Genomic DNA, 14,193 nt, shown 5'->3' on the forward strand with positions numbered 1-14,193 from the left:
GTTAGTTTATCATTAGTTTTTTATTTATCGCATCTGCAATATTAATTACCTTATCTGGAGCCTTAAATCTATAGCCTATAAAAATATTAAAAAACGGGATGTTATCTACTACTTCTGAAACACTATCAGCATTATGGTTTAGGTTTAAATAGTTGTAGTGTAGACCGCAATATAATTTGTTTATATCGTAAGTAGCTGAGCCACTAAAACTTAATTCGGTTAGTAAAGTGGTTAGGTATTCTTCTCCTTTTGATTTGGAACGGTTTAATCCTATTCCAGCAGCTAGACCAACAGAAAACAGCAGGTTTTTTGAAGGGACAAAGTTGTAAAAATATGAGGGAGCAAATGCCATATCGAACGAGTAATAACTAGAATTAACATCTGGGTTATCACCATTATTTTTAATATGAAGTTTTGTGTAGTAATATGTTAGGTTTGGAATAAAACTTCCTGTGCTTTTTAATTGTTTTTCATCTTGAGATGAAATAGCTCTAAATGAGAAATTTTCATTGAATATATAGGATGTAGAGCCACCAATTTTAAAATTTTTTATTTGTGGAAAATATGAATTAATCTCGTTGTTTTTAACATTGAATCCTTTTTGACCAAATAAATCAAAGGTTTGCATGAGGTGTTTTCCAAAAAAAGTTCGGAAGTTAAGATTGAATAATTTGGAGTTTTTATTGTCTTTATTTTCACCTAGAAAATTAGGAGCAAATGCATATGACGCCGTAAGGCCTCGAAAAGCAACCGAAGCCCCTATTCGATCTTGTTTATTGGGTTCTAAATCAAAAGCTAAATTGGAATTTCTATCTTTTATACGCAGGGTGTTCGAGGTATTTATATAATACGCACGAACAGTAACAACGTTGGGGTAATCTTTTTTGTAATTGGATGTCCTAACGGTATTTGAATCTAAATGGTTTTGCGCTAAAAGTGGAATAGTGTTTATAACTATTAAAGTTAATCTAAACAATTCCCTTAAACCCATGCTTTTGGTTTTTGTAATACTTGAATTAATTTTTCTTCTTCGCTACCTATCTCTGGTTTATGGTCGTAAACCCATTGCACATGTGGAGGTAAACTCATTAAAATACTTTCTATACGACCATTTGTTTTTAACCCAAACAGGGTGCCTTTATCGTGAACCAGATTGAATTCTACGTATCGACCACGTCGAATTTCCTGCCAGGTACGGTTTGCTTGTGTATATGGAAGGTTTTTACGTTTTTCAATAATGGGTACGTAAGCTTCAAGAAAACTATCTCCAACTTCGGTAACAAAATTATACCAGTCTTGCATACTAGTTTCTTTGGTAGCTTTACAATAGTCGAAAAACAAACCGCCTATACCTCGACCTTCGTTTCGATGTGCGTTGTAAAAATATTCGTCGCAACGTTTTTTATAGGTTGGATAAAACGCTGGGTTATGTTTATCACATGCCGTTTTACAAATATGGTGAAAATGAATAGCGTCTTCTTCAAATAAATAATAAGGGGTTAAATCCTGACCGCCACCAAACCATTGGTCTACAATATTTCCATTTTTATCATACATTTCAAAATAGCGCCAGTTAGCATGAACCGTAGGTACCATAGGACTTTTAGGGTGAAGCACTAAACTTAAACCGCAGGCAAAAAAATCGGCATCCTCAACACCAAAATAAGCTTGCATGGTATCCGGTAATTTTCCATGAACGGCCGAAATATTTACCCCGCCTTTTTCAAAAACATTTCCATTTTGAATAACACGAGTTCTTCCTCCGCCACCTTCTGGGCGTTCCCAAAGGTCTTGTTCAAATTTGGCTTTCCCATCAATCGCTTCCAATTTAGAAGTAATGGTATCCTGTAACTGTTGTATATATTGATAAAATTGATCTTTCATTTTTTGTTTATTCTATTTCATTATAAAGTTCGTAAAGTTCCATATCACAAGAAGATTCACCCGGTGGAGTAAATGCATTGCTTAATGTTTTAATCCAGGTGAAATTGCAATTTTTTGCAACCTTTACGCTTGATGTATTGTTTTTATCGACGATAATTTGAAGAGTTTTTAACCCTAATTCTTTAAAAGCATAATCCGATATAATTTTAACAACCTCCGACATGAGACCTTTGCCTTTATGTTGGTAGCCAATACAATATGCTAATTCACCTTGTTTTTTGTCCCAGTTTATAGATTTCAGGTAAACGAGTCCTACCAATAAGTTGGTAACTTTTTCTTTAACGGTAAATAAGAATTCTTGTTTTTTGACGAACAGTTTTGCCTTTTTTTCAGTAAATAATTTTGATAAATCCGGGGTTTGGTTCTCTTTTAGGGTGATTGGAAAAAAGCGTTTTAATCGGTTTTCATTGGCCACTACAAAATCACAAATACTCCAATAGTCTTTGGTGTTAATAGGGTCGATATCAAAACTTTTATAACTAAACATGCATACCATCCAATTTTGCGTTAATCACTTCCACTGTTTTAACAGAGGCGGCGGTAACCGACAGCGGTAATACTAAAATCACGCCTATAAATGGAATTAACAGGAATAGTATAAATATTATACCATTGCCGATTGCCAGTCCTCGGTTACGTTTTACAAATTTAAGGCTTTCGTTGTATTTATAATGACGTTCTAAAGTGTAATCCATATTTCCAAAACCCGCATAATACGCCTGAATTAGAAAAATAACGATAGTAAAAATTATACCAACAACAGGAATGAAGCTTAAAAGTAATAAAGGAATAGTAATAAGTAACTCCATAAACAAATTTCTCACATTTATACGAATAGCACGCCACAGTTGTTCGGTAAAGGAGGTTATTCGGTAGGTTTTGTTATTTCCTGTGAGGTAAGATTCAATTTTTTCAGAAACGGGACTCATAAACGGTGCAGACAAAGCCATTACAATGTGTTTGTATAAAATTAAGCCCAGAATTATAATTGCCAGTCCGCCTATAACATTACCTATGGTTTTAAAGGTTTCTTTGCCCCATTCCCAAATCCAGAGTTTTGAAATAAAAGCGCCTAAATTATCGGATAATCCATAAGCTGAAACGCCAATCATCACAGCAGTTATGAAACTTATAAGCATAGGAATGGCAAAGTATTTCCAGAGATTTAGTTTTGAAATTAAACCAAACGCCCCGAAATAAGCTTTAACTCCTGAAGCTATATTTTTAATCATACCTATGTTTTTGCGTTAGCGGTTAAGGCTTTGTTGAAGCTCTCCCGGTTAATGTAACCGGTAAGCGACTGCCGAAAGCGCGACCCTTGTGGTAACGCCCAAATATTAAGCGCTATAGTTCTTTACAGCATCGATAAAGGCTTGTGCATTTTCTAACGGAATGTTAGGTAAAATACCATGACCTAAGTTAACGATGTACTTGTCTTTACCAAATTCGTTAATCATTTGGTGTACCATACGTTTAATGTCGGCAGGAGGTGATAATAATCTTGACGGATCGAAATTTCCTTGAAGGGTAATATTTCCACCTGTTAAATAACGTGCGTTTCTTGCTGAACATGTCCAGTCTACACCTAAAGCAGAGGCGTTACTTTGTGCCATGTCGTGAAGCGCAAACCAACAACCTTTACCAAAAGCAATTACCGGAGCATCGTCTTTTAACGCTTCAATGATTTGGTTGATGTATTGCCAGGAAAATTCCTGATAATCGGCAGGAGATAGCATACCGCCCCAGGAATCAAATACCTGAACGGCATTAACACCCGCTTTTACTTTTTCTTTTAAATAAGCTATAGTGGTATCGGTAATTTTTTGAAGTAAGGTGTGTGCTGCTACCGGATTTGTAAAACAAAATTCTTTGGCTTTATCGAAAGTTTTACTGCCTTGTCCTTGTACCATGTAACATAATATGGTCCATGGTGAACCCGCAAAGCCAATTAATGGAATTTCATCGTTTAATAATTCCTTAGTGGCTTTAATAGCTTGATAAACGTAATCTAATGCTTCTTTTACATCAGGAACAATAACGTTTTCAACATCTTTAGTGGTGCGTATCGGGTTTGGAAGGTAGGGTCCGAAATTTGGTTTCATTTGTACCTCAACATTCATGGCTTGTGGAATCACTAAAATATCACTGAATAAAATAGCGGCATCCATACCATAGCGACGTATAGGTTGAACAGTAATTTCACTGGCCAATTCAGGTGTCTGGCAACGTGTAAAGAAATCGTACTTTTCGCGTAATGCCATAAACTCTGGTAAATAGCGTCCAGCTTGACGCATCATCCATACAGGTGGACGGTTAACAGTTTCGCCTTTTAGTGCTCTTAAAAACAGATCGTTTTTTATCATTTTAAATGTTTTTGTTTCTTAAATCGTATTCTTCTTCACCCATACAATAATTTTCAATGTCCTTATTGTTGCCATAAACAACTAAAATATCATTATTTAAAATTACAGTATCTGGGTTGGTGCGGCCAATGGTTTCTTTAACCATTATTTTTTTGCCAATTAAATTTTTCTTTTCCTTTTCTCTAATTATTGTGATAAGGGTTAAACCATAGGTGTCTATAGAGTCTAGCTCCCTCAAGGTTTTTCCGTAAAATTCTGGTTTTGCTCTAACTTCTGAAATGGTATAATTGTTGTCCAGCTGATAATTTTCGAGTGTTGATTTAAAATTTATTTGTTTGGTTAATCGGTCGGCCGAATCTTGCTCTGGGTGAATAATACTATAAATGCCCATAGCTTCCAAAACGGTATCGTGTATTGGTGATAACGCGCGACTAATAATTTTTACTGTACTTAACTTTTTAATAATAGCCGTGGTTATAATGGCAGCACCTTCATTTTCTCCAATGGCAACTACGACTTTATCGGCATCGTTTAATGGCACAGCTTCGTAAGCGAGTTCGTTGGTAGAATCCATACAAATAGCATGCGAAATTTTATCTTTCACTAGATTAATTTTATCCATTTGCTTGTCTATAGCAATGACTTCATTTCCTGTTTCGGTAAGACTTAATGCTAGTGCCGTACCAAAATTTCCGAGTCCAAAAACGATTATTTTCATGAGTTATTTAGTTGTATTAGAAACGGTTTCTAGTTGATTAATATATTTTCTTTTGGATACTCATAAAACTGATGGTTTAACTGACGTAATAAACCAATCATTAAGTTAAGCATACCAATGCGACCTACAAACATGACAATAATAATAACATACTTACTAGGATTGGAAAGTGTAGGTGTAAAATTCAAACTTAAACCAACCGTACTGTATGCTGAAAAACACTCGAATGCTACAGTTAAAAGATTGGTTTCTTTAGGTTCAAAAATAAGTAAAGCCATTATGGCAACACCAATAACAATGAGCGAGATGCATAATATAGCAAAAGCTCGAAGTGTTGATTCTGCCGAAAGGCGTCTTCCAAAAAGTTGTATTCTACTTTTTCCTCTGGCTATAGCCCATATATTTAATGTAGCAATAGCAAAGGTACTCGTTTTTATACCACCACCAGTTGATGCTGGTGAAGCTCCTATCCACATTAAAAATATAACAAATAATAGAGATGGAACTGTCATTGCAGAATAATCTACAACATTAAATCCTGCTGTTCTGGGTGTTACCGAACCAAATGCTAAGTTGGTTAGCTTTCCAAATGCTGTATCGTGGTCTAATAAGGTGTTATTGTATTCTGAAACAAACAAAAATAACACGCCAACAACAAGTAATGCGAACGTGGTATAAATAACGATTTTTGTATTAACCGTTATGACTGGAATGCGTTTGTGAATGCCTTTTTTAGTGAACAGTTCCAATACATATGTTTTTATATATTGATAAAAGTTAAAAACAATATTGTGCCCTAAACCACCAAATACAATCAAGGTCATAATAACCCATTGAAAACCGTAATTAAAACGTATGCTCTGGTCGAATAAACCAGATGAAAAAATCGAGAACCCTGCGTTACAGAATGCCGAAATAGAATGAAAAACCGAAAAGAAAAATTTATTGGTTATTACGCTGTTTTCTAAAATCGAATAATAAATGAAAAAGGCTCCGATAATTTCAATAGATAATGTAAAAACAACCACATGAAGTGCCGCTTTAAAAACATCTTGTAAGCCTTCTTGAGCGATAAAATCTTTAGTGTTAAGGCCTTCCTTAAACGAGGAGCTTCCTCTAAAGAAAAATGCGAAAAATGATGTAAATGTTAAAATGCCAATACCTCCTAATTGGATAAGAACCAAAATAATGGTTTGGCCCACTACGGTGAAATCCAGACTCGTATCCACTACAGCTAATCCTGTCACACAAACGGCACTTGTAGCGGTAAATAGAGCATTAGTAAAACTAATGCCATGGGTGGTTGCGCTTGGTAAAATTAATAAAAAAGCACCCGATAAAGCTAAAATAATAAAGCTACCTACAAACACTATGGCAGGGTTAAAATAGACATCGTAAATATGTCTTACTAAAACCAATAGCCTTAAAAAGAAATAAACCAAGAGACCGCCTTCTAAAACCGGTTTTATTTTTTGAAGAACAAAGTGAAAATTTTGCTCGAGGTAAACCAACGATATAATAAGCGATGTTATTAATAACGAAGTCATTATAACAATGTTTACCAAGGCCACATTTTTACTTTTCTTGTATTTATAAATAAAGAATTTAGCCGCATTAAATGCTAGTAAAAATCCTGATAGTATTAATAGGCCTAAAACATGAGGTGTGGTAAAGTTGTCGGCGAAGTCGTATCCAAAATCTAAAATGATAAAGAATAACACAATAATATCAAAAAAGCGATATACGTTATTGAGTAATGATTCTCTTTTCATTTTTCAAATTTAGTTCATATTGAACGACTTAAAAAAGCTAATTTACAAATAAAAACATGGTTTTTAAACGTAATGCTTATTTACCAATTCAATAACACTTTCTACGGTTGGTACTTTAGCAATTCTAACATCTTTGAAATGTTTTTTTGCCTCTTTAGCAGTGCTATCTCCAATACAAAAAGCAATAACTTCGATATTATTTTTTTGTACAAAACTTTGCACTGTAGATGGGCTGTAGAACATAACGCTTTCAACGGAGTCGCTAACTCGAATACCATCGTATTTGGTTTGGTAGGCTTCAACTTCGGTTAGTGTGATATTATTTTCTTCTAATATAGTTGGTAAATCATCCAGTCTTAAATCACTACAAAAATAGGTTGCAGTAGTACCTTCAATATATTCAACTAAATAATTTGCTAATTTTTTAGCACTGTTTTCGAAGTGGGTAACTTTACCTATTCGTTTTTCAACCATGCGTTTGGTTCGACGGCCTACGCAGTAAATATTTTTAAATTGTAGTTCGGCAGGCGAAAAACTGGTTAGTAAGCTTTCAACAGCATTTTTACTTGTAATGATTACGTTGTCAATTTCGTTTTTTACGAAACGCGGATGAATTCGGTTTAAGCTTATTTTTATAAAATCGCTATGTTCTGCTTTAGCTTTATTATGAAGCAATGCACGCTGATCTTCTGTTAGGGATTTAGTTGAGTAAACGTTAGTGTTTTTATGTCCGTTTTTTATGTCGTCCATTAAGCGATTTCCTCCACGTTCAATAATAAAATCGGCACAATATTTTGCCATACCATCATGTTGACCCACTTTTTCGGTACGGGTTACATCGATACGTTTCGTACCATCAAAACTTAATAAAACGCCTTTAAAAACAATTTCATCGTTTTTAATTTTTGCCAAGGCTCCAATAGGGGCGGTACATCCACCTTCCAGTTTATTTAGAAATTCACGCTCTATAGAGGTGCAAATTTCTGTTTCACGATGGTTTAATTGCGAACAGGCAGTAAGCGAATAATCATCTTCTCCTAAAGCGGTAATCATAATGGCTCCTTGTGCGGGAGCAGGAATCATCCAGTCTAAATTAATGGCTTCGTCGGGCCGAATACCAATACGTCCAATGCCGGCAGCGGCAAAAATAGCGCCATTCCAATGGTCGTTATCTGCAAGTTTTTGCAAACGAGAATTAACATTGCCTCGTAAATCGACTATGGTATGCGTTGGAAAACGGTTTAGCCACTGTGCTCTTCGGCGTAAACTTCCTGTTGCAATTACAGCTTCTTTAGCGCCTAAAAACTCTTCATTGTGTTTAAAAACCAAGGTGTCATTAACGTTACCTCGTTTTAAAACGGCGGCTTGTACTATGCCCTTAGGAAGTACGGTTGGCACGTCTTTTAAGGAATGCACGGCGATATCGATATCATGATTTAACATGGCGATATCCAGAGTGCGCGTAAATATTCCGGTAATTCCTAATTCGTATAGCGGTTTATCTAAAACAATATCTCCTGTAGATTTTACAGGGACTAATTCTGTTTTATAACCTAAATCTTCTAGTTGATTTTTTACTATGTTGGCTTGCCATAGTGCTAATTCACTATCGCGTGTACCAATTCTTATAATTTTAGACATGTGATTTTGTTTCTAACTGAAACACTTTTTTTATGAGTTCCAGACTCTCATCGGTAGATACAGCATCATCTTTTAAATGATGTGCAAAATGATTGGTTATTTTTTGGATAATATTATTGCTTATTAATTCCGCTTGCGCTTCATTAAAATCGGCTGTTTTTTTGCGTTGCGTTTCTAATTCGTTAGACGCAAAATCCATTAATTTATCTTTTAATGCTTTAATAGTAGGTGCGAACTTTCGTGTTTCTAACCAGCCGTTAAATTCGGCTTTTACTTCTTCAATAATGGCTTCGGCTAATGGAATATGTTTTTTGCGTTCTTCGAGCGTTTGATCGGTAATTTGAGATAAATGATCTAAATGTACCAACGACACATTTTCTAAAGCTTCAACATTAGAATCTACATTTTTAGGTATCGATAAATCTAATATTAAAAGTGGCTTTTTCGACTGAATTAAATGTTTATCTATCGTTGGGCGTTGCGCTCCTGTGGCAACAATTAAAATATCCGAATTATTTATTTCCTCTTGAAGGTTGGCATAATCTTTAACAATTAAATTGAACTTTCCAGCAACTCTTTCTGCTTTGGTTTTCGTTCTGTTTATTAAAGTAATATGCTCGTTTTTGGTATGCTTTACCAGGTTTTCACAAGTGTTTCTTCCAATTTTACCGGTGCCAAAGAGTAAAATATTTTTATTTGAAATGTCTTGAACTGTATTAAAAATATACTGAACTGAAGCAAACGATACCGATGTAGCTCCCGATGATATTTCGGTTTCATTTTTAATACGCTTACTAGCCTGAATTACGGCATTTAATAGGCGTTCGGTAAAATGGTTTAATAAACCATGTTTTTTTGAAATTCTTGCGCTTGCTTTTAACTGACTAATAATTTCGAAGTCACCCAGTATTTGACTATCCAATCCTGAGCCAACCCTGAACATATGCGCGATGGCTTCGTTGTTTTTATAGATATATGCCACTTTTTGAAACTCGTCAACCGTCCCTTTTGTATTATCGCAAAGCAATTGAATAAGTTGGTAGGGGTGTTGTGCAAATCCGTATATTTCGGTACGGTTACAGGTAGAAGTTACAAGCAGGCTTTCAACACCATTGTTTTTGGCTTGATTTATAAGAGCAAGTTTGGCAGTATCATCTAAACTAAAGTGTCCTCGAATCTCGGCGTCGGCTTTTTTGTAGCTTAACCCAATGGCATAGAAGGAGTTACTTTTAGAAATATTGTATTTGTGCATGCTTGGTTCGAAATTTCAAGGCAAATGTATATCGATAGAAATTAAAAAAATAACGCTAGAAGAACTTTTAATAACGATTATGGTTTTTTATATGTTTTTTTCAGTGTAAATTAGCAAAAATCATACTTTTATAGTAAAAAGCGCTATTTGCGAGTGTTTAGTTTAGAATAAATCTAAATAATTAATTGATTATGAGTAAAGCAATGGATTTTAAAAATAACGCTATAAGTTCGTTTGATGAAACCGAAATAGAAAATGGTTTTTTGGTGTTCACCTTTAAAAACGATACTAGTATTGAGCAGTGTATTGCCAAGGATATTAATAGCGATTATATTCAATTTCATTTTTGTGTTAAAGGCTCCAGTAAGTTTCATTTCAATGAAGGGCGCTACACCCTAAATATTCATGAAGAAAATTCGTTGCTGTTATATAATCCGCAGCGTGATTTGCCTATAAACCTTGAAGTGAACCCAAATTCTTGGATAGTATCTATATTAATTTCAATTAAAAAATTTCACGGATTGTTTTCTCAGGAAGCCGATTACATATCCTTTTTAAACAATGAAAATAAGGATAAGAAATATTATAAAGATGGTATTATTTCTCCATCTATGGCTATTGTATTAAACCAGTTAATTAATTATAACTTAAACACATCTATTAAAAGTCTATACTTTAAGGGAAAAGCTTACGAATTATTAAGTTTGTATTTTAATCGAAGCGAAGATGCAAATATAGAACAGTGTCCGTTTTTAATTGATGAGACCAATGTTATAAAAATTCGAAAAGCTAAGGATATTATGATTGCCCGTATGGCAGAACCACCAAGTTTACAAGAGCTTGCCGATGAAATAGGTTTAAGCCTTAAAAAATTAAAAGAAGGATTTAAACAAATTTATGGGGACTCGGTTTACAGTTTTTTATTCGACTATAAAATGGAAGTTTCCCGAAAACTTCTAGAGTCTGGAGAGAACAATGTCAATGAAGTTGGTTTAAAAGTTGGCTATAGTACAGCGAGCCATTTTATAGCAGCTTTTAAAAAGAAATATGGAACAACCCCAAAAAAGTATTTACAATCTATTAGCTAACCTATGAGAATTATTTTATTAAGTCTGTTTGTTATTTTTACAAGTTTTGTTGAAAAGCCGAAGGATCCACAAATTTTAGTGTTTACCAAAACAGCAGGTTTTAGGCATAAATCTATAGATGCCGGAGTAAAAGCATTAAAAGCATTAGGGGAAACGCATCATTTTAAAATGGAGCATACCGAAGATGCGAATCTATTTACTTATAAAAATTTGAAACATTTCGATGTGGTCATTTTTCTAAATACTACCGGAGATGTTTTAAATGCCGAACAGGAGCAAGCTTTTAAAAAATATATTAATAAAGGAGGTAGTTTTATGGGGATTCATTCGGCTTCCGATACCGAATTTGAATGGCCGTGGTATAATAAATTGGTAGGAGCTTATTTTCTGGACCATCCTAAACCCTCAGAGGCCACTATAAAAAAAGTAATACGTTCGCATCCTTCCACAAAAGATTTACCTAATAATTGGAATCGTTTTGATGAATGGTATAATTTTAAAGACATCAACAAAAAAGTAAATGTTCTTTTGATGTTAGATGAAACGTCGTATGAAGGAGGTAAAAACGGTGCTTTTCACCCTATTGCCTGGTATCATGAGTTTGATGGCGGACGCGCATTTTATACTGGTTTAGGGCATACAGAAGCGTCTTATAGTGAACCAGAATTTATAAATCATGTGCTAGGAGGTATTTTGTATTGTTTAAAACGATGATTTTTAGTACTTTAGTTTAAACCAAAGTACTGCGTATGAAATATTTAACTCCTGAAATTGCAGCACTTTCCAAAAGTGCCAATTCAAAATCATTAGCGCGACCCTCAACCTCTTGTGGTATTTTCCAAGATTGTGATTACAATGAAGAACGTCCAAAATCTTATTATCAGAAAAAAATGGAAGACGAGAATCAATAGTATTTAATTTTTAAAATTAACTGGTTTTAAATCAATTTGGTTTAATTCTTAATAAGAAAATACTATACTAACATAGTACTACGATTGTAATTTCTATTGTATTTTTGCAATATGAAAAAAGGTATTCTACTCGTTAATTTAGGGTCTCCAGACAGCCCGGAACCCAAAGATGTAAAGAAATATTTAGGGGAATTTTTAATGGATGAGCGTGTTATTGATATACCGCTTGTTGCAAGAGCTGCTTTAGTAAAAGGTATTATTTTAAAAACACGACCTAAGGCTTCTGCCGCCGCCTATAAAAAGATTTGGTGGGACGAAGGATCGCCGTTAATTGTTATTTCGGAACGTGTTCAAAAAAAGGTACAGCATTTAGTAGATGTTCCTGTTGAGCTTGCTATGCGTTACGGCAGTATGACTATTAAAAAGGGACTTCAGGCGTTGGTTGATCAAGGTGTAGAGGAAGTTCTTTTATTTCCGTTATACCCGCAATTTGCAATGGCGACTACAGAAACTATTACGGTTTTAGCTGAAGAACTTCGCGAAAAATATTTTCCCAATTTAAAAATAGAATCGGTTCCGGCATTTTATAATAAGCCAGATTATATCGAAGTACTTTCAGAAAGTATAAAACAACATTTAGAAGGTAAAAATTACGAACATTTATTATTTTCATATCATGGTGTGCCAGAACGCCATATTCGCAAAAGTGATGTAACCAAGTCGCATTGTAAAATTGATGGTAGTTGTTGTAAAACACCAAGTAAAGCACACGAATTTTGTTATCGTCATCAATGTTTAGAAGTTACGCGTTTAGTGGCCGAAAAACTTCAGCTTGAAGAAGATTCGTATTCAACTTCATTTCAGTCGCGTTTAGGATTCGACCCATGGTTGTTGCCTTATACCGATCGAACTATTGAACGATTAGGGAAAAGTGGTATTAAAAATATGGCTATTGTTACCCCTGCCTTTGTTAGTGATTGTCTTGAAACTTTAGAAGAAATTGCAATGGAAGGACAGGAAATTTTTCATGAAATGGGCGGTCAGGATTTCACAACTATTCCATGTTTAAATGATGATAAAGCATGGGTAGAGCTGCTTGCTAAATGGATTAATAACTGGGCAACGGCAAAAACAATTTCTTAATGGCAAAAGTATCGGCTAAAGATTTAGGAGAACAGCCTATAAGTAAATTGCTCATTAAGCAAGCTGTTCCGGCGTCTATAGGCATTTTAGTGATGTCTCTCAATATTTTAGTCGACACTATTTTTGTAGGGCATTGGATTGGCTCTATTGCCATCGCCGCTATTAATATTGTATTGCCAGTATCCTTTTTTATTGCGGCTTTGGGTATGAGTATTGGTGTTGGGGGGTCATCTATAATATCGAGGGCTTTGGGAGCTTCGCATTACGAGAAAGCGCTTCGTACTTTTGGAAATCAAATTACATTGGCATTATTGTTTACTGTGTCTATGGTTATATTGGGTTTAACTTTTGCCGATAGCATTATTTTGTCGTTTGGAGGAAAAGGAGCCATTTTTGAGCCTGCAAAAATTTATTATCAGGTGGTACTTTATGGTGTGCCGTTTTTGGCTTTGTGTATGTTGGGAAATACGGTAATCCGTGCAGAGGGTAAGCCTAAATTTGCCATGTATGCCATGATGATTCCTTCGGTAAGCAATTTGCTTCTCGATTATATCCTAATAAATGTTTTAGATTTAGGAATGCACGGTGCTGCCTGGGCAACAACCATTTCATACGTTATTTGTTTTGTATTTATTCTTTGGTTTTTCTTATCTAAAAATTCCGAATTAAAAATAGGTTTGTCCCATTTCGGACTCAATTATTCTATTGTGAAAGAGATTGCCTCTTTGGGCTTTGTAACCCTAGCCAGACAAGCGGTAGTAAGTATTACCTATTTGTTTATGAATAATATTTTATTCGATTTAGGTGGAGAAACTTTGGTTACGGCGTATGCCATAGTTGGCCGAATGCTTATGTTTGCCCTATTTCCTGTTTTTGGAATTACTCAAGGATTTTTACCGATTGCAGGATTTAATTATGGTGCTAAAAATTATGAAAGAGTACGCGAAAGTATTAATACGGCGATAAAATATGCAGCGATTTTAGCGACATTTGTTTTTATGCTTCTTATGATATTTCCTGAAACTATTACTAAAATGTTTACAAGCGATATTGCTGTAATTCAACAAACCCCAAATGATATGCGTTGGGTGTTTGCGGCAACACCAATAATTGCTTTACAACTTATTGGGGCTGCTTATTTTCAGGCGATAGGTAAAGCTACTCCTGCTTTATTGTTAACATTATCCAGGCAAGGTTTTTTCTTTATTCCATTAATATTAATTTTACCTAACTTTTATGGTGAACTGGGTGTTTGGATGTCATTTCCTATTTCGGATGTGTTATCTACTCTGGTGACGGGATATTTTTTAAACCGCGAAATAAAAAGAGACCTAATAGCAAAAACTATATAAATTTAGCGA

General features: G+C 34.7%; 14 protein-coding genes. 5 read left to right on the forward strand and 9 right to left on the reverse strand.

Annotation, left to right across the window (positions count from 1 at the left end):
• Position 1 precedes the first annotated feature (1 nt).
• From ICJ83_RS04385 to hemA, 9 genes are all read right to left on the reverse strand, one after another.
• Positions 2–991 (reverse strand): DUF4421 family protein, encoded by a 990-nt coding sequence (locus tag ICJ83_RS04385; protein WP_188229126.1) that lies wholly within the window; start codon positions 989–991, stop codon positions 2–4.
• Positions 982–1,884 carry an oxygen-dependent coproporphyrinogen oxidase gene (hemF, locus tag ICJ83_RS04390; protein WP_188229127.1) on the reverse strand — a complete coding sequence of 301 codons (903 nt, stop codon included), beginning with the start codon at positions 1,882–1,884 and terminating at the stop codon, positions 982–984. The genes ICJ83_RS04385 and hemF overlap by 10 nt, the downstream gene beginning before the upstream one ends.
• Before the next feature lie 7 nt (positions 1,885–1,891).
• Positions 1,892–2,431, reverse strand: coding sequence for a GNAT family N-acetyltransferase (locus ICJ83_RS04395; protein WP_188229128.1), 540 nt, complete (start codon positions 2,429–2,431; stop codon positions 1,892–1,894).
• A complete protein-coding gene (locus ICJ83_RS04400; RefSeq protein ID WP_188229129.1) occupies positions 2,424–3,176 on the reverse strand; it encodes an EI24 domain-containing protein in 753 nt (250 codons plus the stop codon). The genes ICJ83_RS04395 and ICJ83_RS04400 overlap by 8 nt, the downstream gene beginning before the upstream one ends.
• Before the next feature lie 105 nt (positions 3,177–3,281).
• The gene (hemE, locus tag ICJ83_RS04405) at positions 3,282–4,307 is read right to left on the reverse strand and encodes a uroporphyrinogen decarboxylase (protein ID WP_188229130.1); all 1,026 of its coding nucleotides are present in this window, start codon (positions 4,305–4,307) and stop codon (positions 3,282–3,284) included.
• A 1-nt stretch (position 4,308) separates the two neighbouring features.
• Positions 4,309–5,025, reverse strand: a complete 717-nt coding sequence (locus ICJ83_RS04410) for a potassium channel family protein (RefSeq protein ID WP_188229131.1) — start codon at positions 5,023–5,025, stop codon at positions 4,309–4,311.
• A 29-nt stretch (positions 5,026–5,054) separates the two neighbouring features.
• Entirely contained in the window at positions 5,055–6,797 is a 1,743-nt protein-coding gene (locus tag ICJ83_RS04415; RefSeq protein WP_188229132.1) for a TrkH family potassium uptake protein, read from the reverse strand.
• Positions 6,798–6,860: 63 nt separating this feature from the next.
• A complete protein-coding gene (hemC, locus tag ICJ83_RS04420; RefSeq protein ID WP_188229133.1) occupies positions 6,861–8,438 on the reverse strand; it encodes a hydroxymethylbilane synthase in 1,578 nt (525 codons plus the stop codon).
• A complete protein-coding gene (gene hemA / locus ICJ83_RS04425) occupies positions 8,431–9,690 on the reverse strand; it encodes a glutamyl-tRNA reductase (RefSeq protein ID WP_188229134.1) in 1,260 nt (419 codons plus the stop codon). The genes hemC and hemA overlap by 8 nt, the downstream gene beginning before the upstream one ends.
• Positions 9,691–9,881: 191 nt before the next feature.
• Between hemA and ICJ83_RS04430 the strand changes: the two genes are divergently transcribed.
• The 5 genes from ICJ83_RS04430 to ICJ83_RS04450 all read left to right on the forward strand — a co-directional run bounded on the left by ICJ83_RS04430 (position 9,882) and on the right by ICJ83_RS04450 (position 14,184).
• Positions 9,882–10,778 carry a helix-turn-helix transcriptional regulator gene (locus ICJ83_RS04430; RefSeq protein WP_223154586.1) on the forward strand — a complete coding sequence of 299 codons (897 nt, stop codon included), beginning with the start codon at positions 9,882–9,884 and terminating at the stop codon, positions 10,776–10,778.
• A 3-nt stretch (positions 10,779–10,781) separates the two neighbouring features.
• On the forward strand, positions 10,782–11,492 hold the full coding sequence (locus tag ICJ83_RS04435) for a ThuA domain-containing protein (protein ID WP_188229135.1): 711 nt from the start codon (positions 10,782–10,784) through the stop codon (positions 11,490–11,492).
• Between the two features lie 35 nt (positions 11,493–11,527).
• Positions 11,528–11,689 carry a hypothetical protein gene (locus ICJ83_RS04440; protein WP_188229136.1) on the forward strand — a complete coding sequence of 54 codons (162 nt, stop codon included), beginning with the start codon at positions 11,528–11,530 and terminating at the stop codon, positions 11,687–11,689.
• A 111-nt stretch (positions 11,690–11,800) separates the two neighbouring features.
• Complete coding sequence (gene hemH / locus ICJ83_RS04445; RefSeq protein ID WP_188229137.1) at positions 11,801–12,832, forward strand: ferrochelatase; 1,032 nt, start codon at positions 11,801–11,803, stop codon at positions 12,830–12,832.
• Positions 12,832–14,184, forward strand: coding sequence for an MATE family efflux transporter (locus ICJ83_RS04450; protein ID WP_188229138.1), 1,353 nt, complete (start codon positions 12,832–12,834; stop codon positions 14,182–14,184). The genes hemH and ICJ83_RS04450 overlap by 1 nt, the downstream gene beginning before the upstream one ends.
• The last annotated feature ends 9 nt before the right edge of the window (positions 14,185–14,193 follow it).

Source organism: Aestuariibaculum sediminum (assembly GCF_014596945.1).
Taxonomy (GTDB): Bacteria; Bacteroidota; Bacteroidia; order Flavobacteriales; family Flavobacteriaceae; genus Aestuariibaculum; species Aestuariibaculum sediminum.

What these genes read in the sequence shown, in the direction of transcription:
- ICJ83_RS04385 (WP_188229126.1), bottom strand. Translation starts at nt 991, where the DNA reads ATGGGTTTAAGGGAATTGTTTAGATTAACTTTAATAGTTATAAACACT.
- hemF (WP_188229127.1), bottom strand. Translation starts at nt 1,884, where the DNA reads ATGAAAGATCAATTTTATCAATATATACAACAGTTACAGGATACCATT.
- ICJ83_RS04395 (WP_188229128.1), bottom strand. Translation starts at nt 2,431, where the DNA reads ATGTTTAGTTATAAAAGTTTTGATATCGACCCTATTAACACCAAAGAC.
- ICJ83_RS04400 (WP_188229129.1), bottom strand. Translation starts at nt 3,176, where the DNA reads ATGATTAAAAATATAGCTTCAGGAGTTAAAGCTTATTTCGGGGCGTTT.
- hemE (WP_188229130.1), bottom strand. Translation starts at nt 4,307, where the DNA reads ATGATAAAAAACGATCTGTTTTTAAGAGCACTAAAAGGCGAAACTGTT.
- ICJ83_RS04410 (WP_188229131.1), bottom strand. Translation starts at nt 5,025, where the DNA reads ATGAAAATAATCGTTTTTGGACTCGGAAATTTTGGTACGGCACTAGCA.
- ICJ83_RS04415 (WP_188229132.1), bottom strand. Translation starts at nt 6,797, where the DNA reads ATGAAAAGAGAATCATTACTCAATAACGTATATCGCTTTTTTGATATT.
- hemC (WP_188229133.1), bottom strand. Translation starts at nt 8,438, where the DNA reads ATGTCTAAAATTATAAGAATTGGTACACGCGATAGTGAATTAGCACTA.
- hemA (WP_188229134.1), bottom strand. Translation starts at nt 9,690, where the DNA reads ATGCACAAATACAATATTTCTAAAAGTAACTCCTTCTATGCCATTGGG.
- ICJ83_RS04430 (WP_223154586.1), top strand. Translation starts at nt 9,882, where the DNA reads ATGAGTAAAGCAATGGATTTTAAAAATAACGCTATAAGTTCGTTTGAT.
- ICJ83_RS04435 (WP_188229135.1), top strand. Translation starts at nt 10,782, where the DNA reads ATGAGAATTATTTTATTAAGTCTGTTTGTTATTTTTACAAGTTTTGTT.
- ICJ83_RS04440 (WP_188229136.1), top strand. Translation starts at nt 11,528, where the DNA reads ATGAAATATTTAACTCCTGAAATTGCAGCACTTTCCAAAAGTGCCAAT.
- hemH (WP_188229137.1), top strand. Translation starts at nt 11,801, where the DNA reads ATGAAAAAAGGTATTCTACTCGTTAATTTAGGGTCTCCAGACAGCCCG.
- ICJ83_RS04450 (WP_188229138.1), top strand. Translation starts at nt 12,832, where the DNA reads ATGGCAAAAGTATCGGCTAAAGATTTAGGAGAACAGCCTATAAGTAAA.